Raw genomic sequence first — 22,270 nt, 5'->3', positions numbered from 1 at the left:
CTGATGAGCAAGTCCCCCCACTCCCCGCCGCTGCCGCGTGCCGGCCAATCGCGCGCCTGGTGGCGCGCCCCTTCGTCCCCGACCGCGCTGGCTTGGTACATCGCCCAGGCCGCCCGCGCACATGACGGTCCGCTGTTGGCCATTGCCGCCGACAACCAGGCCGCGCGCCAGCTCGAATCGGACCTGCACACCCTGCTGGGGCCGGACCCGGAGCTGCCGGTGCTGCCATTCCCGGACTGGGAGACCCTGCCCTACGACCGTTTCAGCCCGCACCCGGACATCATTTCCCAGCGCCTGTCGGCACTGAACCGCCTGCCCACGCTGGGCCGCGGGATCGTGGTGGTGCCGATCCAGACCCTGATGCAGCGGCTGCCGCCAGTGGCGCGCATGGTCGGCAGCAGCTTCGACTACAAGGTTGGCCAGCGGTTGGACTTGGACGCGGAAAAGCGCCGCCTGGAGGCGGCCAGCTACCGCAACGTGCCGCAGGTGCAGGACCCGGGCGACTTCGCCGTGCGCGGCGGGCTGCTGGACGTGTTCCCGATGGGCGCGCAAGCGCCACTGCGGATCGAGTTGTTCGACGAGACCATCGACACCATCCGCGCCTTCGACCCGGACACCCAGCGCTCGCTGGAAAAGACCGAGGCCATCCGCATCCTGCCCGGGCGCGAAGTGCCGCTGGATCCGCGCAGCATCGAGCAGGCGATGAACACCCTGCGCGAGCGATTCGACGTGGACACGCGCAAGAGCGCGCTCTACCAGGACCTCAAATCCGGCATCGCCCCGGCCGGGGTGGAGTACTACCTGCCGCTGTTCTACGCGCAGACCGCCACCTTGTTCGATTACCTGGGCCAGACGGCGCTGCCGCTGCTGGCCGAGGTGGCACTGAGCAATGGCGATGCGTTCTGGCTGCAGGCGCAGGCGCGTTACGAGCAGCGCCGCCACGATGTCGAACACCCGGTGCTGCCACCCGAGGAACTGTACCTGGGGCCCAATCCGCTGCGTGAGGCGCTCAACCGGCTGCCGCGCATCGAGCTGTGCGGGCCGGCGCATCCGCGTTTCGAGGACGCCACGCCGCTGGGCGATGTCGCCCTGCCGCCGCTGCCGCTGGCCCCGCGCGATGCACCGGCAGGACAGGCGCTCAAGACCTTCCTGCAGGACTATCCGGGCCGGGTGCTGATCGCCTCGGACTCGGCCGGCCGCCGCGAAGCGCTGATGGAAGTGATGCAGTCGGCCGGTCTGATGCCGGAAGTGGTGGCCGATTTCAATGCTTTTCTGAACCCTTCTCCCTCCGGGAGAAGGTGGCGCGAAGCGTCGGATGAGGGTACGACGAAGACCGCAACGTCCGAACCATCGCGCACGTCCCGCACCCTCACCCCGCTCCCGGTGGGAGAGGGGCTCAAAGGCAGGTTCGCCATCGCCGTGGCGCCGCTGGAAGACGGCTTTGCGCTGGAATCCCCGCCCATCGCGGTGCTGACCGAGCGCCAGCTGTTCCCCGAGCGGGCCAACCAGCCGCATCGCCGGCGCCGCAGCGGCAAGGAGCCCGAGGCGATCATCCGCGATCTGGGCGAGCTGTCCGAAGGCGCGCCGATCGTCCACGAAGACCACGGCGTGGGTCGCTACCGCGGCCTGGTCACGCTGGAAGCCGGCGGCATGCCGGCCGAATACGTGGAGATCGAATACGCCAAGGGCGACCGCCTGTACGTGCCGGTGGCCCAGCTGCACCTGATCAGCCGCTATTCCGGCGCGTCGGTGGAAACCGCGCCGCTGCATTCGCTCGGTGGCGAAGCCTGGACCAAGGCCAAGCGCCGGGCGGCGGAGAAGGTGCGCGATGTGGCCGCCGAACTGCTGGAAATCCAGGCCCGCCGCCAGGCGCGCGCCGGCCTGGCGCTGGACGTGGACCGGGCGATGTACGAGCCGTTCGCGGCGACCTTCCCGTTCGAGGAAACCCCCGACCAGCTGCACGCCATCGACGCGGTCCTGCGCGATCTGGCCAGCAGCCAGCCGATGGACCGGGTGGTCTGCGGCGACGTGGGCTTCGGCAAGACCGAGGTCGCCGTACGCGCCGCGTTCGCTGCGGCCAGCGCCGGCAAGCAGGTGGCCGTGCTGGTGCCGACCACGCTGCTGGCCGAGCAGCACTACCGCAATTTCAGCGACCGCTTCGCCGACTGGCCGCTGCGCGTTGAAGTGCTCTCGCGCTTCAAGTCGGCCAAGCAGATCAAGGCCGAGCTGGCCAAGCTGGCCGAGGGCGAGCTGGATGTCATCGTCGGCACCCATCGGCTGCTGCAGCCGGATGTGAAGTTCAAGGACCTGGGCCTGGTCATCGTCGATGAGGAACAGCGCTTCGGCGTGCGCCAGAAGGAGGCCCTCAAGGCCCTGCGTGCCAACGTGCACCTGCTCACGCTCACCGCCACGCCGATCCCGCGCACCCTCAACATGGCCATGGCCGGCCTGCGCGACCTGTCGATCATCGCCACCCCGCCGGCCAACCGCATGGCGGTGCAGACCTTTGTCACCGTGTGGGACGAGGCGCTGCTGCGCGAGGCCTTCCAGCGCGAGCTCAGCCGAGGCGGCCAGGTGTATTTCCTGCACAACGACGTGGAAAGCATCGGCCGCATGCAGCGCGACCTGCAGGTCATGGTGCCCGAGGCGCGCATCGGCGTGGCCCACGGCCAGATGCCCGAGCGCGAGCTGGAGCAGGTGATGCTGAGCTTCCAGAAGCAGCGCTTCAACGTGCTGCTGTGCTCGACCATCATCGAGTCGGGCATCGACATCCCCAACGCCAACACCATCATCATCAATCGCGCCGACCGCTTCGGCCTGGCCCAGCTGCACCAGCTGCGCGGGCGGGTGGGTCGCTCGCACCATCGCTCCTATGCGTATCTGGTCACGCCGGAGATGCGTTCGCTTACCGATGATGCGCGCCGCCGCTTGGAAGCCATTGCCTCGATGGACGAACTGGGCGCCGGCTTCATGCTGTCCACCCATGACCTGGAGATCCGCGGCGCCGGCGAGCTGCTGGGCGAGGACCAGAGCGGGCAGATGGCCGAGATCGGCTTCAGCCTGTACACCGAGCTGCTGGAGCGCGCGGTGCGCTCGATCCGCAGGGGCCAGCTGCCCGACCTGGATGCCGGCCAGGCGCGCGGGGCCGAGATCAGCCTGCACGTGCCCGCGCTGATCCCGGAAGATTACCTGCCCGACGTGCACACCCGCCTGACCCTGTACAAGCGCATCTCCAGCGCCCCGGACGTGCACGAACTGCGCGAACTGCAGGTGGAAATGATCGACCGCTTCGGCCTGCTGCCCGACCCGGTCAAGTCGCTGTTCGCCACCGCCGAGCTGAAACTCACCGCCGACGCGCTGGGCATCCGCAAGCTGGAACTGGGCGAGAACGGCGGCCGCATCGTGTTCGACGCCAAGCCCCAGGTCGACCCGATGACCGTGATCCAGATGATCCAGAAACAGCCGCGAATCTACGTCATGGACGGCCCGGACAAGCTCAGGATCAAGCTGCCCCTGCCCGAGCCAGCCGACCGCTTCAACGCGGCCAAGGGACTACTCGCGGCCCTGGCGCCGGCGGCGTGAAGCTGCAGCGCTGGCAGCTCCTTCTCCCCCGCCTGCGGGGCGAGAAGGCACGGCTTGCGCGCCACTGGCGCGCGTGCCTTGGAGCGCCCGCGCCGCTAGCGCGGGCCGGGGTGCGAAGCAGAAGTGGCTCGAAGGGTCGATGAGGGGGCGAGCGCAGCCGGCGGACATCGCGTTTGGCAGCTCCTTCTCCCCCGCCTGCGGGGCGAGAAGGCACGGCTTGCGCGCCACTGGCGCGCGTGCCTTGGAGCGCCCGCGCCGCTAGCGCGGGCCGGGGTGCGAAGCAGAAGTGGCCCGAAGGGACGATGAGGGGGCGAGCGCAGCCGGCGGACATCGCGTTTGGCAGCTTCTTCTCCCCCGCCTGCGGGGCGAGAAGGCACGGCTTGCGCGCCACTGGCGCGCGTGCCTTGGAGCGCCCGCGCCGCTAGCGCGGGCCGGGGTGCGAAGCAGAAGTGGCCCGAAGGGTCGATGAGGGGGCGAGCGCAGCGAGTGTGCTGTTGCCTCACATGCGGTGAAACGACGCAAGAGCGCGCTCGCTTTGCTCGCGCCCCCCTCACCCCCGGCCCTCTCCCCCGCTCGCGGGGGGAGAGGGAGCAAAACAGCCCCGCCTGACCGTTGATCGTGATCGTCGCCGGCGCCAGCTCCATCACCCCCCTCAGTCGCTCGCCGCGACTTCGAGCTCTCCCCGCAGGCGGAGGAGAGGGAGCAAAGCAGCCCCGCCTGGCCGTTGACAGGGACAAGCAGCTTCTTCTCCCCCCCGCCTGCGGGGAGAAGTGGCCGCCGGGATCAGCCCGCCATCGACGCCTGCAGCCTGGCCTGGCGGCCGCTCAGGGCGGCCAGCGCAGCGGCCTGGGTCTGTGGGTCCAGGCTGACCAGTGCGTTGAAGTGCTCGGTGACCCAGGTCGCGATCGGTACGCCGTCGCGGAACAGCACGCGGTTGCCCGGCACCCGCGCCACCCGCTCGCCGGGCAGCACGCTGCCCAGCAGGTTGGCCGGGTCCGAGGCCGACAGGCTGAGCAGGCGTCCGTCGTGCGGGCGATGGCGTATCTGGCGCAGCAGGCCGATGGCCTCGGGCAGGGCGAACTGTTCGCCGGACAGGCCGTCGATGAAGCGGCCGCCGCGGATCTCGCCGCGCGCTTCCAGGCGCTGGTAGACCCGCACCAGCTCGCGCCAGGGGGGCAGCCAGACGGCCTCGCGTTCCAGCAGGCGCCAGGCGATCACGCCGTAGCGCTGCAGCACGATCCGGGCGATGTGTTCGACCGACTCGCCACGCGCTTCGGCCATCAACGCACGGCCCTGGGCCTGATCGGCATCGGGCACCTGGCGCGCACGCACCAGCGCCCAGCGGCCGGTGTCCTGGATGCCGAACAAGGGCACGCGCCGGCGCTTGCGCGACAGCGCCGAAGGCCGCCTGGACGCCGGCACCAGCAGCGCGCGCAGGCCGCCGAAGCTGTCGCAGTGCGCGCGGCCGCGAGCGACCAGTTCGGACAGCGCGTCTTCCAGCTCGGTGGACAGCAGGCGCGCGCCCTCGGCGATCTCGTCGAAGAACGAGGCCCCGTGCGCGGCCAGGTAATCGGCCACGCGCTGCGCGCGCGAGCCCAGCGCCGCCTGGCCCTCGCCGGCCGGCACCAGCCGGGTCCAGTGCGCGGCGCTGCGCCGGGGCAGCAGCAGGATCGGGGTCGAACGCAGGGAGTTACCCACGGTGCCGCGCGAAGGTGGCTGTGCGGGCGGCGAGGCGATGGCATCGCTGGGTGCCGAGCGCAAGGCGCTGGGCCGCCGCGTGCGCGGGGATGACGGTATCGGGGGTGAAGCGGTCGCTGGCGGCGGCCGCAGCCGCGTCCACAGCAGGCGCCCGGCGCTGCACAGCTCGTCCAGCCAGGACGGCGCGTAGTCGCGCACGCGCGCCGACAGGATCTCGCTTTCCCACACCGCGGCCTGCGCCTCGAAGCCTTCCAGCTGGGCCAGCACGCCGGCCAGCGCTTCGGGCCCGGCCACGCGGCTGTCGGCATCCAGGTGCTGCCACTGGAACAGGAAGCGCGCGTAGTCGCGCACCGGCACCGGTTCGATCTCCCGGCGCAGCCGGCCCAGCGTGTAGCGGTGGATGCGCGCCAGCAGGTGGCGCTCGCACCACTCGTCCTGCGTTGCGCCAGGACTGAAGCGACCGGCGATGACGAAGCCCTCGGCCTGCAGCGCCAGCAGGGCCAGCTGCACTTGGGCCAGCGGCAGCTGCAGGTCGGCTGCCAGCAGCGCGGCCGGCATTGGGCCGAAGCCGGACAGGCGTGCGCGCAGCAGCTCGCGCAATGCGGTTTCCGGCTGCCAGTCGGCCACGGCATAGCCGCGCGGCACGGTGATCTGCGGCTCGGGCCTGGCGCCCGGATACAGCGGGCCGAACTGGGCCAGGCGCTCGGCCCCGACCCACAGCCCGGGCGTTCGGTCGGCATCGACCAGCTGCGCCGCGCGGCCGGCAGCGGCCAGTTCAGCCAGCCATGCGGCCCAGCCCGGGTTGGCGGCGACTTCGGCCGGGGTCAGCAGGCCCAGTCCGGTCAGCGCCTCGTGCAGCTCGTCGGCATCGCGCACCTGCGGCCAGGCTTCGGCGCGCACCGCGGCGATCGCTTCCGGATCGAGCCGGCCCAGGTCGTCGGCACTGTCCGGATCGCTGTAGCGGCGGGCCTGGACCGCCTGGGTGCGGCGCTCTTCCAGCGGCGCGTCGTCGAGAAAGGCATAGGGCTTGGCGTTCAAGGCCTCGGCCGCCAGCGGCGAGGGTGCGGCCAGATCGCGCGCCAGCAGCTTCACCTCGCCTGCCTCCATGCGCCGCAGCAGGGCCAGCCAGCCGTCGGCGTCCATGGCCTGGTGCAGGCAGTCTTCCAGGGTCTGGGCGACCAGCGGATGGTCGGGGATCTGGCGTTCGCCGGCGAGGTTCTCCAGGCACGCGAGCTGGTCGGGAAACACCGCGGCCAGCAGGTCCTGGGACTTCATCCGCTGCAGCTGCGGGGCGGTCTTGCGGCCGCCGCTGAAGCGCGGCAGGGCCAGCGCGTTGGTCGCGTTCCAGCGCCAGCGCACGCCGAACAGCGGCGCATCCAGCAGCGCCTGGACCAGCACCTCCAGCGCGCTGGCAGACTTGAGGTAATGCCAGACCTCCTCCAGCGCGAAGCTGTGGCTGGTGGACAGCGACAGCACGATGGCGTCCTCGGTGGCCGCGGCCTGCAGTTCGAAATTGAAGGTGCGGCAGAAGCGCTTGCGCAGGGCCAAGCCCCAGGCCCGGTTGAGGCGGCTGCCATACGGGCTGTGGATCACCAGCTGGGTGCCGCCGGAGGCATCGAAGAAGCGCTCCATCACCAGCTGCTGCTGGGTCGGCAGGGTGCCCAGTGCGGTCCTCGCGCTGCCCAGGTAATCGGCGATCTGCCGGGCGGGCTCGGCATCCAGCGCAAGCGCGCGCATCAGCATCGGCTGCACCGCCTCGCGGCCACCCTGCTCGATGGCCTGTGCCACCTGGGTGCGCAGGCGCGAGACTGCCTGGGAGAGTTCGTCGCTGCGGCCGGGCGCCTCGCCGAGCCAGAACGGGATGTTGGGCGCCGCGCCACGGGCGTCTTCCACGCGCACGCGGCCGGCTTCCACCCGCAGGATCCGGTAACTGGCGTTGCCCAGCTGGAACACGTCGCCTGCAAGGCTTTCCACCGCGAAATCCTCGTTGACCGTGCCGATGGTCTGCGCCTGCGGCTCCAGCACCACCGCGTAGTCGCCGGTCTCGGGAATCGTGCCGCCGCTGGTCAGGGCGGTCATGCGCGCGCCGCGGCGCTGGCGCAGGCGGCCATGGACCGCATCGCGATGCAGGTAGCCGGCGCGCTGGCCGTGACGAGTGCTGAAGCCTTCGGACAGCATCCGCACCACCGCATCGAAGTCCGCGCGGGCCAGACGTGCATATGGCCAGGCGCCGCGGACCAGGTTGAACAAGGCATCCTCGTCCCACTCCTGCGTGGCAACCTCGGCCACAATCTGCTGGGCCAGCACATCGCGCGGGGCCTGGAGCAGGTGCAGCGCGTCCAGCTCGCCGCGGGCAATGGCATCGAGCAGCGCCGCGCATTCGACCAGCTCATCGCGCGACTGTGGGAACAGCCGCGCCTTGGGCGTGCCGCCGACCGCATGGCCCGAGCGCCCGGCGCGCTGCAGGAAAGTGGCGATCGAGCGCGGCGAACCGATCTGGCAGACCAGGTCGACCTCGCCGATGTCCAGGCCCAGCTCGAGCGAGGCGGTGGCCACCAGCACCTGCAGCTGGCCGGCCTTGAGCCGCTGTTCGGCCAGCAGCCGCGCCTCGCGCGCCAGGCTGCCGTGGTGTGCGGCCACGGCCTGATTGCCCAGCAGTTCGCCCAGGTGACGGGTCACCCGTTCGGCCATGCGCCGGGTGTTGACGAACACCAGCGTGGTGCGGTGCGCGCGCACCAGCTGCGCGATGCGTTCGAACACCTGCTGCAGCTGGTCGCCGGACATCACCGCCGACAGCGGCGTGGGCGGCAGCTCCAGGGCCAGGTCGCGCTGGCGGGTGTAGCCGATGTCGACGATCGCGCAGTCCGCTGTGTCCTGGTGCACGTGGCGCGTGCCGACCAGGAAGCGGGCGACCTGCTCGATCGGCTTCTGGGTGGCCGACAGGCCGATGCGGGTGGGCGGCCGTTCGCACAGGTGGGCCAGGCGCTCCAGGGTCAGCGCCAGGTGGCTGCCGCGCTTATTGGCGGCCAGCGCATGGATCTCATCGACGATCACCGTACGCACATGGCGCAGCGCGGCGCGGCCGGAGTCGCTGCCCAGCAGCACGTACAGCGACTCGGGCGTGGTCACCAGCACGTGCGGCGGCCGCTTGCGCGCGGCGGCGCGCTCGCGCTGCGGGGTATCGCCGGTGCGCACGGCGGTGCGGATGGCCACGTCGGGCAGGCCAAGCTGGGCCAGTTGCGCGCGGATGCCGGCCAGCGGTGCGTCCAGGTTCAGGTGGATGTCGTTGGACAGCGCCTTCAGCGGCGAGACGTACAGCACCCGGGTTTCATCGGGCAGCACGCCGCCGGCTTGCAGGCCTTCGCGCACCAGTGCGTCCAGCGCAGCCAGGAACGCGGTCAGGGTCTTGCCCGAGCCGGTCGGCGCGGCGACCAGGGTGTGGCGGCCGGACTGGATCGCCGGCCAGGCCTGTTCCTGCGCTGGGGTGGGCGCGGCAAATGTCCTGGCGAACCAGCGCTGGACGGCGGGATGGAACGAATGGGCCACGGGCGGCGGCACGAACAGCGCGGCGAGGATGAAGTGCCCAAGATGGGGACGCGTCCGGGCGCGGTCAATACGCGATGCAGCGGTGTTGTGACCGCGGGCCGGTCCCCAAGTGGGACGGTGCCCGCACCTGTACACGGCCTCTGAAGGTTTTCACAACAACCGGTTTGCAGTTGTTTTACGTCAGGACCGATAGCGTCCTTGATTGCCCGCGCAGACTTTCCCCCGCATTGCGCGCGAACGAGGACCGAAACCCATGATGGCCTTGAAGCACGGACATGATGACGATGCGCACCAAGACCACCGCTGGTCGCAGCAGGTCACCGAGACCAGTGATGCCATGGATCTGGCCCCTGGCGTGTTCGAACAGGACGACCCCCGCGCCATCGCCCGCTCGCTGAAGCACTCGGCCGAATCCAGCACCCGGCGCAAGGCGCCGCCGTTCCGCTCGGCGATGTCGATGCTGGTGTTCTACATCAACCGGGCCGGCAAGAACCTCTCGCAGCAGCAGCGGGAGATCCTGGAACGGGCCAAGGACGAACTGCGCGATCTCTACGGCAAGCCGCGCAAGGCGGCTTGAGCGCCACATCGCGCCGTGCCTTCAGCGCGGCGCGATGTAGCCGCCAACCACACCGCGCGGGGACAGCACCAGCTGCCACAGCTGCGAGCGTCGGCTGCGGAAGGTGGCCATCGAGGCGGCCAGATAAAACCGCCACATGCGGCGGAAGCGCTCATCGTAGCGCGCCGACAGCCGCGACCATGCCGCTTCGATGTTGCTGCGCCAGGCCTGCAGGGTGCGGTCGTAGTCGGTGCCGAAATTGTGCCAGTCCTCGATCACGAACTGGCCCTCCAGTGCCTGGGTCACCTGCACCGGCGAAGGCAACATCGAGTTGGGAAAGATGTAGCGCGCGATCCACGGATCGGTGCGGTTCTGCGAGACGTTGGTGCCGATGCTGTGCAGCAGGAACAGGCCCTGCTCGCTGAGCACACGCCGCACCGTCTGGAAATAGGTGCGGTAGTTCTTCACGCCCACGTGCTCGAACATGCCGATCGACAGCACCGCGTCGAACGGACCTTCCACCGTGCGGTAATCCTGCAGCGCGATCTGGATCGGCAGGCCGGCGCACAGCTGGCGCGCATACTCGGCCTGCTCCCTGGAGATGGTCACCCCGACCCCGCTGACGCCATAGCGCTGCGCGGCAAACTTGAGCGCCTCGCCCCAGCCGCAGCCGATGTCCAGCACGCGCATGCCGGGCCGGAGCCCCAGCTTGCGGCAGACCAGGTCCAGCTTGGCTTCCTGTGCGGCATCGAGCGTATCGGCATTGCGCCAGTAGCCACAGCTGTAGACCAGGCGCTGGCCCAGCATCGCCGCGTACAGGTCGTTGCCCAGATCGTAGTGCTGTTCGCCGACCTTGCGGCTGCCACGCAGGGTTTGCGCGTTGAACAGCCGCGCCCGCAGCGCGTCCCAGATCTCGCCGATGCCGTGGACCTGCTCGTCCAGGCGCGCGGCCAGCAGCCGGGTCAGGAACCGGTCCAGCGAAACGGCATCCCACTGACCGTCCATGTAGCCCTCGCCCAGCCCCAGCGATCCCTGGCTCAAGAGCCGCGCGTAGAGCGCCGGATCATGGACCTGCAAGTCCCAGGGCCGGTCGCCGCCGATGCGCACATCGGCCTGACTCAGCAGGCGGGCAACGCGGGCCTGGAAGCGCGGGGCGCGGGTGGTGGCGGTGGTGGCCGGTGCCTGGAACTGTTTCATTTCACCTCAGGAAAAGATCGGCGTACGCCGGTGCCAGGTAGGGGCCCAGGACCTGGGCCGGAACATCGACGGTCTGGGTGCCGTCGGCATAGGACCCCACCTGATAGGGCGGGAACACGAACCGGACCGCGGCGATCTTGCCGTCGGCGTTCATCACCGGCTGGAACTGGCTGAAGTTGGCCGCTTCCGGGCCGGTGCCGGCGTCGATCATGCTGGTGCCCGACTGCAGCATCCGGGCGCGCTCCTCCGGTGCCATGTCCTCACCGTCGGCGCGCAGCGACAGGCTGGTGTGCAGCTGCTCGCGCACGTAGCTGCTGACCGCCTGCAGGCCTTCGGGCGAAGGCAGCATCGCCTGGGTGGTCAGCATCGCTTCGTGCCTGGGCAGCCAGGTGAAACGCGCCACCAGCGGCTCGCCGTGGGCGCCGCCGGTGTAGCGCCCGCCATCGGCCGCCACCGACACCACCTCGGGCGTTTCGGCCACCATTTCGAACGCCAGCGACAGTTCATAGGGCGCGGGGGGTTTCTCGCTGCCCAGGCCCTCGACCGCCTGCATGAGTCCGGCGCGGGCGGCGCCGGCGTAGTCGCCCAGCGCCTTGGCCAGGCCCGGGTACCGGTTGGCCTGCGGCGGATAGCTGATGCCCACCACATAGCGCGGATCGGACTCGGCCACGTCGGTCAGTACGGTGGAAGCCGGTGCCGGCGCGGGCGCCTGGGCCGGCGCCGAAACCGGCGGCGCGCTGGCGGCCGGTGCGGGCGGCGGTGCCCGGTTGCAGGCAGCCAGCAACATGGTCAGCACGGTCACACTGGCGATGGTCTTGGCAGAGCGCACGCTGGACATCTCCGGGCAGAGAACGGCGCGAGTGTACCCATCATCCGCCGCCGCGCGTTTCATTTTGACAGCGCCGCATATTCGGGATGGCGCTGCAGGAAACTGGCTGCATACGAACACGCCGGCGTCACTTTCAGCCCCTGGTCCTGCGCATGGGCCAGTGCGGCGCGGGTCAGGGCTTCGGCCAGGCCGCGCCCGCGCAGGGCGGTCGGCACGCCGGTGTGGGTGATGACCATGCGGTGGCCCTGCAGCTGGTAATCGAGCACGGCCTGCTGTCCGTCCGCGTCGATGACGAAGCGGTTGGCCTGGGGCTGGTGATGGACAGGCTGGGTCATGGGCATCTCTCCGGTTGCGGGTGTCGATCCCGGCACTGCCCTGGCCGGTCCGGCGTGGATGGCAGGGTTGGACCCAGCGCGTCACCTTTTGGCAGGAACCGCGCATTGCGGGCTCGCAGCCGTGGCCAACGCCGCCTGGACGATTGGCACGGATGATGCGTGAAACACCTCGAGATCATCTGGACAGGGGCAGTGCAATGAGCCACATCGAAGACCCGTCGCAAGGGCCGAGCGACTTTACCTTGCTCGAAGGCCTGTATCAGCTGGCCATCACCGGCCATACCAAGGATTGGGAGTTCGAGCGCCTCAACAACGCCGTGTACGAGCGCCTGCTGTCCTCCTACGCCGGCAAACCTCCTTCGTTTGACAAAAGCAAGCGCCGGTTCACCGGTTCCTGACCGAAGGCGCATACAGCAGCAACACCTGCTTCAACATTGCCACGACGGGCGACGGGGGTCGCCCGTCTTTTTTTGTGGCCCACCATCCCTGGCGGCCACCCCCGGATCAAGTCCGGGGCAGGCTCTTCGGGCCGTTGCTGCGCAACGTCAAAAATCGCTCCAGGCGATTTTTTGCCTGTGATTTTCTCAGTCGGCCCTTCGGGCCCATGCACGGCATTCACATCCAGCAGGCGTTGCCCTGCAAGTTCAGCAGTTGCCGGCTGCATCAACCGGTTTAGAACCTCGGCCGGCTCAGTTCGGACAGGAAGTGCTGCAGGACCTGCGGCTGCATGATCATCAGGAACAGGATTCCGTAGGCCGCCCCGGACAGGTGCGCACTGTGGTTGATCCGGTCGCCGCCGCGGCGGTCCATCCAGATGCTGTAGGCGACGTAGAGGATGGCAAAGACGATCGCCGGCATCGGGAACACGAACACCACGATCCTCGACCACGGCGCCAGCAGGATGAAGGCGAACAGCACCGCCGAGACCGCGCCGGAGGCACCGAGGCTGAAGTAGTTGGGGTCCTTCTGGTGCTTGAGGTAGGTCGGCAGGATCGCCACCACCAGCGCCGAAAGGTAGAACAGCGGAAATACCCACAGCGCACCGGTCTGCTCGGCCATGAAGCCCTCGATCGGCCGGCCGAAGAAGAACAGCGTCAGCATGTTGAAAAACAGGTGCATGAAGTCGGCATGGATGAAGCCATGGGTGAGCAGGCGATCGTATTGATGGTTCCTGGCGATGGCCGGTGGCCACAGGATCAGGCGGTCGGCGATGCGGCGGTTGTTCAGGGCCAGCAGCGACACCACGACGGTGACGGCGATGAAGATCAGGGTGAACATCGAAATCCTGGGGTCGGGACGAGGAGCGCCGCCTCAGGCGACCCGAGCATTGTCCTGCATCGCTCGCCTGATGTCCCAGAGCAGGTGCTTGCGCCGAGCGCGTGGCGATCCGGCGCCAGACATCCTCGTTGCCCTTGCAGCCACACGACAGACGGGCGTATTCCCCTTCCGCGCCCGGCCGACCATCCTGTCATGCCGTGGCTTGCCCATGTGCTGTTGATCGGCTGGCAAGGCGCGCCGCCGCTGGCATCATGGCGGCCCGCACTGAACACGGTGAAGCCGCCCGATGCGCCTGCGTCCCGCCCTGGTACCGCGACAGCCGGAAAATGTCGAGCCGAACGTGCCCACCCCTCACATCGCGGCCGCGCAGGCGTTGCCCGCATTGCCAGTCCGGGCAACGCAGCGTGCCTTGCGCCGCGCCACGATGACCGTCTCCAGGCTGCGCCCCCTGGCGAGGGCCGCGACCCTCGCCTGCCTGCTGCTTTCGCCCCTGGCCGGCGCGGCGTCCACCATCGGTGATGCCGATCTGGTCACCGAATCGGAGGCCTCCGGCTTCCACCGGACCGGCCGTTACCAAGAGGTCGGCCGGCTGTGCCAGGCCTTCGCCGCCCGCTGGCCCGCTGCCGTGCGCTGCTTCGACTACGGCACCACGCCCGAGGGCCGGCCGATGCATGCCATGGCCCTGTCCACCAGCGGCGCGCTGGACCCGGCCGCGGCCAGGGCGCGCAAGTTGCCGGTGGTGCTGATCCAGGGCGGCATCCACGCCGGCGAGATCGACGGCAAGGACGCCGGCTTCCAGGTCGCGCGCCAGCTGCTGCAGGGCACCCGCGCCAGGGGCACCCTGGACAGGCTGGTGTGGCTGTTCGTGCCGGTGTTCAACGTCGACGGGCATGAGCGCTTCGGCCCGTGGAACCGGCCCAACCAGCGCGGCCCGGAACAGATGGGCTTCCGCGCCACCGCGCAGAACCTCAACCTCAACCGCGACTACATGAAGGCCGATGCGCCGGAGATGCAGGCGATGCTGGCGCTGGTCGAGCAGTGGGATCCGCTGCTGGCCATGGACCTGCACGTCACCGACGGGGCCAAGTTCCGCCATGACGTGTCGGTGCAGGTCGAGCCCTCGCATGCAGGCGATGCCACCCTGCAGCGCGATGGTGCGGCCCTGCGTGCAGCGGTGATTGCCCAGCTCGACCGCCAGGGCTCGCACGCGCTGCCGTTCTATCCGGCACTGGCGCAGAACGACAATCCGGCTGCCGGCTTTGCCGATGAGGTCTATCCGCCGCGCTTCTCGCATGGCTATTTCCAGCTGCGCAACCGCTTGGGCATGCTGGTGGAGACCCACGCGTGGCTGCGCTACCCGCAGCGCGTGGCGATCACCGGCAATGCCATCGTCGCGGTGCTGCAGCAGGTTGCCGCGCATGGCGCCGCATGGCGCGCCGACGCCGCTGCCGCCGACCAGGCCGCCACCGCGCTCGGTGGCCAGCCGCAGGTGCTGGACTGGAAGGCCAGCGACCAGGTGCGGATGATCGACTTCCTCGGCTATGCCTACACGCGCACGCCCTCGGACGTCTCCGGCGCGCAGATGACGCAGTACGACGAAACCAGGCCGCAGGTCTGGCACATTCCGCTGCGCGAGACGATGACGCCCTCGGTCACCACCACCGCCCCGCGCGCCGGCTATCTGGTGCCAGCCGGCTGGGCGTCGATCGTGGAGCCAAAGCTGCGCGTGCATGGCCTGCAGTACCGGCGCCTGGACGCCGAGGCGGCGCAGCAGGTGCAGGCCTTCCGCGCGACGAAGATCGACTTCGACAAGACCTCCACCGAGGGCCGCCAGCGCCTGAAGCTCAGCGGCGCCTGGGCCGACGAACCGGCCCAGCTGCCCGCCGGCAGCCTGTTCGTGCCGATCGCCCAGCCGCGCGCGCGGCTGGTGGTGGCCCTGCTGGATCCGGCCGCGCCGGATTCGCTGCTGCAGTGGGGCCTGTTCAATGCGGCCTTCGAGCGCAAGGAGTACATGGAAGGCTACGTCGCCGAGGAAGTCGCACGGCAGATGCTGCGCGATCGGCAGGTCAAGGCGCAGTTCGAGCAGCGCCTGAAGGACGACCCGGACTTTGCCGCCAATCCACGCGCGCGGCTGGAGTTCTTCGCCCGCCGCCATCCCTCGTGGGACACCCGCTACGGCCTGTATCCGGTGCTGGGCACCGATACCGCGCCGCCCTGACGTCATCAACCCATTCCCGGGAGCGAACACATGCTCAAACCAGGCCGGTTACGGCGGCTCGATGATCGGCAAGCGGCCCGGCAGGGCACCGGCCGGCCGCGCCCGTCCGGTTCGGCGACCGGCCAGTGCCAAGGCCTGGGAGAGTCGTGGCCGGCCCGCCGCTGGCCTGGAACCGACGCGGCCCACCACCCGAAGGGACTGGCCCGGGACCCGCCTGCCCGGACCGTACAGTAACGCGCACGACGCCCGCTGCAGGCCCGTGGCGCCAGCGGAATCCCCGTCACAGACCGGCGTATGGTGACCGATCTTCACCCATTGAACCGTTTACAAGCGGGCCGCGTCGGCCGACACTCTCGTCTCTCAACCTGAACAGGGAAAAGCGCATGTCGCTTGGGGGATTGGGCGCGTGGGGCGCCCAGGGGAACAGCGCGTGGCTGCGCCTGCTCGCTGCAAGCGCGGGGGCCATGGCACTGGTCTGGCGCCCGTGGTGGTGCTCAGGCAGTACCGGAAAGCTGCAGCGCGCCGCACCACATCAGGCGGCGAGCGCGTTGCCACGGGCGTCAGGTGGCGCGTTGCCCGCATTCCTGCCCGCGCCAGCGCGGCAAAGCGCACCGGTGTTCGTCCCTGACCAATCCCAGGTACCCGCCCGATGAGCAGCCACGACCCGCAGCTGGAAGATCCCGGCCGCGCCGGCGTGTATTTCGTCAGCGCCCACGAGCTGGACGTGCTGGCTGCATTCGCCTTCGAGGCGCGGCTGCTGGTGCGACGGATCGACCTGATGGGCGTGCGCGACAGGCGCACCCTGCTGCTGCGCATCGCCGTGGCGCTGGATTTCCCGATGGCTTCCGGGCGCAACTGGGAGGGCCTGCTGGATTGCCTGCGCGACCTGCAGTGGCTGCCGGCGCCGGGCTACGCGCTGCTGCTGGAAGGCGCCGGCGAGATGCACGCCCACAACGAGCCGGACTTCGACACCCTGGTCGCGGTGCTGGACCAGGCGCAAGCGGCCTGGCGCGCGCGCAATGTCCCGTTCTGGGCGTTCATGGCCCTGCGCGACAAGGACATCGCCGAGCTGGAAGACTGAAGCCGCTCGCCGATGTTGCTTCGCAGCCACCGGCGAAGCTGCGATCATGGCCGATGGAAGATTTTTCGACTTTGCCGCTGTCCGACGCGCTGCGGCGCGGCCTCGACGCCGCCGGCTATACCCGGCCCACCGACATCCAGGCCCGCGCCCTGCCGCCGATCCTGGAAGGGCGCGACGTCATCGCCCAGGCCCCCACCGGCAGCGGCAAGACCGCCGCCTTCGCCCTGGGCCTGCTCACCCGCATGGACACCGGCCTGGTCAAGACCCAGGCGCTGGTGCTGTGCCCGACCCGCGAGCTGGCCGACCAGGTCGCCCGCGCGGTGCGCCGCCTGGCGGTGGGCCTGCCCAACCTGAAGGTCTCGCTGCTGTGCGGGGGCATGGCGCTGGAACCGCAGCTGGCCTCGCTGGAACACGACCCGCACGTGGTGGTCGGCACCCCGGGCCGGATCCAGGAACTGCTGCGCAAGAAGGCCCTGCACCTGAACGGCGTGCGCGTGCTGGTCCTGGACGAGGCCGACCGCATGCTCGACATGGGCTTCGAGGAGCAGATCCGCGAGATCCTCGGCCGCACGCCCAGGACCCGGCAGAGCCTGCTGTTCTCGGCGACCTGGCCCGAGGCGATCCGCGCCATCGCCCAGGACAGCCTCAAGGAACCGGTCGAGGTCGCCACCGATCTGGCCACCGCCGACACCCCCGACATCCTGCAGCGCTTCTGCGAAGTGGAGCCGGCACTGCGCCAGAAGGCCCTGGCCGGCCTGTTGCTGCAGCAGCGGGTGGAGCCGGCGGTGGTGTTCTGCAACACCCGCAAGGACGTGGACGAGGTGGCCAACTCCCTGCAGGGCTATGGCTTCTCGGCGCTGGCCCTGCACGGGGACATGGAACAGCGCGATCGCGAGGAAGTGCTGGTGCGCTTCTCCGGCGGCAGCTGCAACGTGCTGGTGGCCAGCGACGTGGCCGCGCGCGGGCTGGACGTGGAAGAGCTGGCCGCGGTGTTCAACTACGAACTGCCGACCGACACCGACACCTACACCCACCGCATCGGCCGCACCGCACGCGCCGGCCGCAGCGGCCTGGCCTTCAGCCTGGTGACCCCGCGCGAACTGCCGCGCGCCCGCGCCCTGGAGGAACTGGCCGGCGCGCCGCTGGCGTGGATCAAGACCCCGCTGGCCACCGGCCGGCCCAGCCAGCCGCCGCGCGCGCCATTCGTCTCGCTGCGCGTGGACGGCGGCAAGAAGGACAAGCTGCGCCCCGGCGACATCCTCGGCGCCTTGACCGGCGAGGCCGGGCTGCCGGCCAGCGCGATCGGCCGGATCATCATCGGCCCGGTGCGCAGCTACGTCTCGATCCGGCACGAACACGCCGAAAAGGCGGTGGCGCGGCTGTCGGCCGGCAAGATCAAGGGCCGCAGCTTCCGCGTGCGCGCGCTGTAGAAATCATCGTCCCGCGGCGCAAGCCCAAGCGCATGCAGCCCCGAGTCTGGTCCGTTGGGACCTTTCTCCCGGATCCGCACCAGGGCGGCGCAGCCCCGGCAAGCAATCGCAGCAGGTCCGCCCCTGCAACAAAGGGGTCCCAGCCTGCTGCCGGGAGCATTCAGGGAAAGCGCAGCGTCGCGGTCAGCGGCAGATCCGCCTGCCAGCGCCCGCGGCCACCCAGCGACTGCAGTTCGATCAGCACCGCCGCACCGAGCACGTCGCAGCCCTGCTGGCGGGCCAGCGACAGCGCCGCGTGCAAGGTGCCGCCGGAGGCCAGCACGTCGTCGACGATCAGGACGCGGGTGCCGGGCGCGACCGCATCGGCGCGCAGCTGCAAGGTGTCCTTGCCGTATTCGAGCCCGTATTCCACCGTCAGCACCGATCCGGGCAGCTTTCCGGGCTTGCGCACCGGCACGAAACCGCTCTTCAACGCCCGCGCCAGGGCCGCGCCCAGGATGAACCCGCGCGATTCGATGCCCAGCACCGCCTGCACGCCGGCGTCGCGCCAGGGTTCGGCCAGCGCGCCGGTGGCCGCGGCGAAGGCCGCGGCGTTGGCCAGCATCGGGGTGATGTCCTTGAACAGAATTCCCGGCCTGGGGAAATCGGGCACATCGCGGATCAGGCCCGCCCACTCGGTTTGGCCGTACATCACGCTCTCACGTTCCTGGATGAAGGCCGATCCTACTGCACATGACCGGCGGTGCCAGCCGGAGCGGTGCTGCGGCGATCAGGAACTGCACGAGAGCATCGAGCAGCCGGGTTTGGAACGCGCCCAGTCCGGGCGCTTGCGCGCGAACGCCTCGCGTCCGGGCTGGTCGTCGTACGGATGGCGCAGCACCTCCAGCAACGCATGCACGCCGCCCAGATCGCCGGCGTGGGCGCGGTCGATCGCCTGCTGGGCCAGGTAGTTGCGCAGCACGTAGCGCGGATTGGCCGCGCGCATCCGGGTGCGGCGCGCCTGCTCGCTGCCCTCCTGCGCACAACGCTGCGCGTAGCGCTGCAGCCACGCACCGAACGCGCCGGCGTGCGCGTGGTACTTGGCATCGTCGTAGAACGCCTCGCGCAGCCCTTGCAGTGCCTGCGCACCCGGCGGGTGCTCGCCCAGGCCGCGGAAGAACAGGGTCATGTCCACTTCGGCCTGTTGCAGCAGCGCATGCAGATCGGCCATCAGGGCCTGGTCGGCCGGTCCGCATTCGGCCAGCCCCAGCTTGGCCGCGATGGTGGCCCGCTCGGCCGCGGCATAGGCCTCGGCGTAGCCGCGCAGCGCGTCCTCCAGCGGCGTGGCGTCGGTGAACAACGGCGCCAGCGCACCGGCCAGCCGGCTCAGGTTCCAGAACGCCACCTGCGGCTGCCAGCCGAAGCGATAGCGCCGGCCGCTGGCATCGGTGGTGTTGGGCGTCCAGTCCAGGTCGAAATCGTCGATCCAGCCATAGGGGCCGTAGTCGATGGTCAGGCCGGTGATCGACAGGTTGTCGGTGTTCATCACCCCGTGCACGAAGCCCACCCGCATCCAGTGCGCCATCAGCGTGGCCGTGCGCGTGCAGACTTCGGCGAACCAGGCCGCATCGCGGGCCTGGCCCGCCGGCCCGTCCAGGTGCGGGAAATCGCGGGCGATGGTGAAGTCCACCAGCTGCCGCAGCAACGCGGACTCGCCGCGCGAGGCCGGCAGTTCGAAATGGCCGAAGCGCAGCAGCGACGGCGCCACCCGGCAGACCACCGCGCCCGGTTCGGGCGCGGCGTGGCCGTCGTAGAACATGTCGCGCACCACCGCCTCGCCGGTCCCGATCAGGCACAGCGCGCGCGTGGTCGGCACCCCCAGGTGCGCCATCGCCTCGCTGCACAGGAACTCGCGAATCGACGAGCGCAGCACCGCCCGGCCATCGGCGAAGCGCGAGTACGGCGTGGGGCCGGCGCCCTTGAGCTGCAGCTCCTGGCGCGAACCATCGGCCGCAATGACCTCGCCCAGGCAGATCGCCCGGCCATCGCCCAACTGCCCGGCCCAGTTGCCGAACTGATGGCCGCCGTAGTTGGTGGCATACGGCGCCATCCCCGGCAGCAGCGCGTTGCCGCCGAACACCTGGGCGAACTGCGGATCGGCGATGTCGCCTGCGCTCAGCCCCAGCAGGCTGGCCACCTCGGCCGACCAGGCCAGTACCCGTGGGGCGGCCACGGCGGTCGGTGCGACCTGCGACCACAGCGCGCCGCGGACCTGGCGCACCTGTGGCCCGGACACCGGGTCGCCCGGCAATTCACGCAGCAGGCGGTTGTCGAAGTTCAGTTGCATGCGCACAGCCTACGCGCCCATGCCTGCAGGGCAGCCAAACCAGGCACATGCCGCTGCGTTCAACGGCAAGCCCTTGCAAGCGGCGCATAAAAAACGCCGGGACAGGCCCGGCGTCTTTTATGCTGCGTGTGACGCGATGAAGCGGTCGATCAGACCGGCTGCACCTGGTCAGCCTGCATGCCCTTCTGGCCCTGCACGGCCACGAAGGTCACGGCCTGGCCTTCCTTGAGCGACTTGAAGCCGGTGCCCTGGATCGCGCGGAAATGCACGAACAGGTCCGGGCCGCTCTGCGGGGTGATGAAGCCAAAGCCCTTGGCATCGTTGAACCACTTGACGGTGCCCTGCTGGCGCTGGTTATCGGACATTTTTACTACTCCTGGAAACATGTTGATGGGTAATCACAACCACGAAGAACCGCGGCTGAGACTGGGTTTGCAGGCGTAGGAAAAACGCAAACGATGTAGCGATCTAGCGATCTACCGCATCAGGTCTCACGATTTACGGGTGAGCCTGGCAAGCACAGTGGGCGCACCATACGCAGGTTGCGGGGAAAAAGCCAACACAAATGCAAGCCCGTTCATCGGTTCGTTCGGCGCAGGCGCGGACCGGCCGCAGCCAGGTTTGGAAAACCAAAAAAAATTCCTTTAAATTCATAAAGTTGTGAATTGACGCGATGTTCCAGGGCCGCCGTTACGCCAGCGCAAGCCTGCTGCGGAAATGGCGCGTTGCACCACAAACCGGATCGACGAAACCCAGGCTGCAGGCCAGCAGTTGCAGCGGACGGCTGAAATCATCCGGCGTTTCAGCCTGCAGGAGCGGATAGCAGCGGTCGTTGCAGATCGGGGCGCCCAGGGCCGCCATGTGCACGCGCAGCTGGTGCTTGCGGCCGCTGACCGGGGTCAGCGCGTAGCGCCAGTGGATCTGGCCACGTTCGAGCACCTCGATGCGGGTCAGGCTGTTGGCCGGGCCCTGGCCTTCCTCGGTACGGAAGAACGGCGTGCCACGCTGCAGCCGGCTGCGCCGTTCCAGCGGAAATCCCTGGTCCGGCAACGGCGGCGCCAGGGCCTCGTAACCCTTGTCGATGCGGCGCTCGCGGAACAGCGCCTGGTAGGCCCCGCGCGTGGCCGGATCGGTCGAGAACAGCACCAGGCCAGCCGTGTCACGGTCGATCCGGTGCAATGGCACCAGCGTGGCGCAGCCGGTGCGCGCCTGCAGCCGGGCCAGCAGGGTTTCGCGCACGAAACGCCCGGCCGGGACCACCGGCAGGAAGTGCGGCTTGTCGGCCACCAGCAGGTGCTCATCGTGGTGGAGGATAGTTTCGCTGAACGGGATCGCCGGCTCATGTGCCACCTCGCGGAAATAGACGATCTCCTGCCCCGCCCGCCACCGATCGCCTGGCGCAAGGGCGCGGCCGCCGCGATCCTGAACGCGGCCCCGGGCGAACCGGTCCTGCCACTGCATGGTCGAAATCCAGGGAAAGCGCGCGCACAGCCCTTCCAGCAGCGTGGTCCACGGGCCGGGCGCCAGCTGCAGGCGAGCGGGAATCGAGGCAGGAGACGGCGGGTTTTCCATCAGGCGTCTGCTCCGGCGCGCATCGAGGCGAACTGGCCATATCATGACGCCTGTTCTTCATCGGTACCGGCATGGCCCTTTCCGCCACGATTCGCAAGGTCGAGTTGCAGATCAGCGACATCGACCGCAACCACTACGCCAGCCACGCGCTGACCCTGGCCCAGCATCCTTCCGAGACCGACGAGCGCCTGGCGGCGCGCTTGCTGGCCTTCATCCTGCACGCCGACGAGCGCCTGGAATTCGGCCGCGGCCTGAGCAACGAGGACGAACCGGACCTGTGGCGGCGCGACTACAGCGGCCAGATCGAACAATGGATCGAGCTGGGCCAGCCGGACGAGAGCCGCCTGCGCAAGGCGGCCGGCCGTTCGCGCCAGGTGGTGGTGCTCAACTACAGCGGCAATCCCGGCGATGTGTGGTGGTCCAGGAACGCCGCCTCGCTCAAGCGGATGAAGCAGCTGACCGTGATCGACCTGCCGCACGCGCAGGTCAGGCAGCTGGCCGATACGCTCCAGCGCACCATGCGCCTGGACGTGCTGACCCAGGATGGCGAAACCCAGCTGATGGGCGATGCATTGCAGCTGGTGCTGGTCCCGACGATCCGGCACGCGCCGCCGGCCTGAAG

Annotated in this window: 15 protein-coding genes and 2 pseudogenes; 7 read left to right on the top strand and 10 right to left on the bottom strand. The window is 69.6% G+C overall.

Annotation, left to right across the window (positions count from 1 at the left end):
• Window positions 1-3: 3 nt before the first annotated feature.
• Entirely contained in the window at window positions 4-3,582 is a 3,579-nt protein-coding gene (gene mfd, locus DSC_RS17540) for a transcription-repair coupling factor (protein ID WP_014160317.1), read from the top strand.
• 825 nt (window positions 3,583-4,407) lie between these two features.
• Here mfd and DSC_RS17535 read toward each other — a convergent pair.
• Window positions 4,408-5,295, bottom strand: a pseudogene (locus DSC_RS17535) (Lhr family helicase); the annotation flags it as partial.
• 111 nt (window positions 5,296-5,406) lie between these two features.
• Window positions 5,407-8,838: pseudogene (locus DSC_RS06350) on the bottom strand (DEAD/DEAH box helicase); the annotation flags it as partial.
• 241 nt (window positions 8,839-9,079) lie between these two features.
• Here DSC_RS06350 and DSC_RS06345 point away from each other — a divergent pair.
• Complete coding sequence (locus DSC_RS06345) at window positions 9,080-9,403, top strand: DUF3175 domain-containing protein (protein WP_014160315.1); 324 nt, start codon at window positions 9,080-9,082, stop codon at window positions 9,401-9,403.
• Window positions 9,404-9,424: 21 nt separating this feature from the next.
• Here DSC_RS06345 and cfa read toward each other — a convergent pair whose 3' ends face one another.
• Genes cfa through DSC_RS06330 form a run of 3 tightly spaced genes read right to left on the bottom strand, consistent with a single transcriptional unit; the run spans window position 9,425 to window position 11,743 of the window.
• On the bottom strand, window positions 9,425-10,579 hold the full coding sequence (cfa, locus tag DSC_RS06340) for a cyclopropane fatty acyl phospholipid synthase (RefSeq protein ID WP_014160314.1): 1,155 nt from the start codon (window positions 10,577-10,579) through the stop codon (window positions 9,425-9,427).
• A gap of 1 nt (window position 10,580) precedes the next feature.
• Complete coding sequence (locus tag DSC_RS06335) at window positions 10,581-11,417, bottom strand: DUF3298 and DUF4163 domain-containing protein (RefSeq protein WP_014160313.1); 837 nt, start codon at window positions 11,415-11,417, stop codon at window positions 10,581-10,583.
• 50 nt (window positions 11,418-11,467) lie between these two features.
• Complete coding sequence (locus tag DSC_RS06330) at window positions 11,468-11,743, bottom strand: GNAT family N-acetyltransferase (protein ID WP_014160312.1); 276 nt, start codon at window positions 11,741-11,743, stop codon at window positions 11,468-11,470.
• 197 nt (window positions 11,744-11,940) lie between these two features.
• Between DSC_RS06330 and DSC_RS06325 the strand changes: the two genes are divergently transcribed.
• Window positions 11,941-12,141: a hypothetical protein gene (locus DSC_RS06325; RefSeq protein ID WP_014160311.1), complete on the top strand. Its 201-nt coding sequence runs from the start codon at window positions 11,941-11,943 to the stop codon at window positions 12,139-12,141.
• 274 nt (window positions 12,142-12,415) lie between these two features.
• Here the strand turns inward: DSC_RS06325 and DSC_RS06320 are convergent, their stop codons facing one another.
• Window positions 12,416-13,021 carry a rhomboid family intramembrane serine protease gene (locus DSC_RS06320; RefSeq protein WP_014160310.1) on the bottom strand — a complete coding sequence of 202 codons (606 nt, stop codon included), beginning with the start codon at window positions 13,019-13,021 and terminating at the stop codon, window positions 12,416-12,418.
• Window positions 13,022-13,469: 448 nt separating this feature from the next.
• On the opposite strand from DSC_RS06320, the gene DSC_RS06315 reads away from it, so the two are divergent.
• From DSC_RS06315 to dbpA, 3 genes are all read left to right on the top strand, one after another.
• Window positions 13,470-15,239 (top strand): M14 family metallopeptidase, encoded by a 1,770-nt coding sequence (locus DSC_RS06315; protein ID WP_425476615.1) that lies wholly within the window; start codon window positions 13,470-13,472, stop codon window positions 15,237-15,239.
• A gap of 649 nt (window positions 15,240-15,888) precedes the next feature.
• Window positions 15,889-16,320: a barstar family protein gene (locus DSC_RS06310; RefSeq protein ID WP_014160308.1), complete on the top strand. Its 432-nt coding sequence runs from the start codon at window positions 15,889-15,891 to the stop codon at window positions 16,318-16,320.
• Window positions 16,321-16,373: 53 nt separating this feature from the next.
• Window positions 16,374-17,750 (top strand): ATP-dependent RNA helicase DbpA, encoded by a 1,377-nt coding sequence (gene dbpA, locus DSC_RS06305; RefSeq protein WP_014160307.1) that lies wholly within the window; start codon window positions 16,374-16,376, stop codon window positions 17,748-17,750.
• A gap of 160 nt (window positions 17,751-17,910) precedes the next feature.
• Here dbpA and DSC_RS06300 read toward each other — a convergent pair whose 3' ends face one another.
• The 4 genes from DSC_RS06300 to DSC_RS06285 all read right to left on the bottom strand — a co-directional run bounded on the left by DSC_RS06300 (window position 17,911) and on the right by DSC_RS06285 (window position 21,648).
• Entirely contained in the window at window positions 17,911-18,441 is a 531-nt protein-coding gene (locus DSC_RS06300; protein ID WP_014160306.1) for an adenine phosphoribosyltransferase, read from the bottom strand.
• A 78-nt stretch (window positions 18,442-18,519) separates the two neighbouring features.
• Complete coding sequence (locus tag DSC_RS06295) at window positions 18,520-20,076, bottom strand: protein adenylyltransferase SelO (protein ID WP_014160305.1); 1,557 nt, start codon at window positions 20,074-20,076, stop codon at window positions 18,520-18,522.
• Window positions 20,077-20,225: 149 nt separating this feature from the next.
• Entirely contained in the window at window positions 20,226-20,441 is a 216-nt protein-coding gene (locus DSC_RS06290; RefSeq protein ID WP_014160304.1) for a cold-shock protein, read from the bottom strand.
• Between the two features lie 325 nt (window positions 20,442-20,766).
• Window positions 20,767-21,648, bottom strand: a complete 882-nt coding sequence (locus DSC_RS06285; protein ID WP_014160303.1) for a pseudouridine synthase — start codon at window positions 21,646-21,648, stop codon at window positions 20,767-20,769.
• 71 nt (window positions 21,649-21,719) lie between these two features.
• On the opposite strand from DSC_RS06285, the gene DSC_RS06280 reads away from it, so the two are divergent.
• On the top strand, window positions 21,720-22,268 hold the full coding sequence (locus DSC_RS06280) for a YaeQ family protein (protein WP_014160302.1): 549 nt from the start codon (window positions 21,720-21,722) through the stop codon (window positions 22,266-22,268).
• Window positions 22,269-22,270 lie beyond the last annotated feature (2 nt).

Origin of the sequence: Pseudoxanthomonas spadix BD-a59 (assembly GCF_000233915.3) — a bacterium.
In the GTDB taxonomy this organism is placed as follows: Bacteria; Pseudomonadota; Gammaproteobacteria; order Xanthomonadales; family Xanthomonadaceae; genus Pseudoxanthomonas_A; species Pseudoxanthomonas_A spadix.
This window is presented reverse-complemented; position numbering and strand designations above follow the sequence as displayed.

Coding starts and splice junctions, on each gene's coding strand:
- mfd (WP_014160317.1), top strand. CDS start 4: ATGAGCAAGTCCCCCCACTCCCCGCCGCTGCCGCGTGCCGGCCAATCG.
- DSC_RS06345 (WP_014160315.1), top strand. CDS start 9,080: ATGATGGCCTTGAAGCACGGACATGATGACGATGCGCACCAAGACCAC.
- cfa (WP_014160314.1), bottom strand. CDS start 10,579: ATGAAACAGTTCCAGGCACCGGCCACCACCGCCACCACCCGCGCCCCG.
- DSC_RS06335 (WP_014160313.1), bottom strand. CDS start 11,417: ATGTCCAGCGTGCGCTCTGCCAAGACCATCGCCAGTGTGACCGTGCTG.
- DSC_RS06330 (WP_014160312.1), bottom strand. CDS start 11,743: ATGACCCAGCCTGTCCATCACCAGCCCCAGGCCAACCGCTTCGTCATC.
- DSC_RS06325 (WP_014160311.1), top strand. CDS start 11,941: ATGAGCCACATCGAAGACCCGTCGCAAGGGCCGAGCGACTTTACCTTG.
- DSC_RS06320 (WP_014160310.1), bottom strand. CDS start 13,021: ATGTTCACCCTGATCTTCATCGCCGTCACCGTCGTGGTGTCGCTGCTG.
- DSC_RS06310 (WP_014160308.1), top strand. CDS start 15,889: ATGAGCAGCCACGACCCGCAGCTGGAAGATCCCGGCCGCGCCGGCGTG.
- dbpA (WP_014160307.1), top strand. CDS start 16,374: ATGGAAGATTTTTCGACTTTGCCGCTGTCCGACGCGCTGCGGCGCGGC.
- DSC_RS06300 (WP_014160306.1), bottom strand. CDS start 18,441: ATGTACGGCCAAACCGAGTGGGCGGGCCTGATCCGCGATGTGCCCGAT.
- DSC_RS06295 (WP_014160305.1), bottom strand. CDS start 20,076: ATGCAACTGAACTTCGACAACCGCCTGCTGCGTGAATTGCCGGGCGAC.
- DSC_RS06290 (WP_014160304.1), bottom strand. CDS start 20,441: ATGTCCGATAACCAGCGCCAGCAGGGCACCGTCAAGTGGTTCAACGAT.
- DSC_RS06285 (WP_014160303.1), bottom strand. CDS start 21,648: ATGGAAAACCCGCCGTCTCCTGCCTCGATTCCCGCTCGCCTGCAGCTG.
- DSC_RS06280 (WP_014160302.1), top strand. CDS start 21,720: ATGGCCCTTTCCGCCACGATTCGCAAGGTCGAGTTGCAGATCAGCGAC.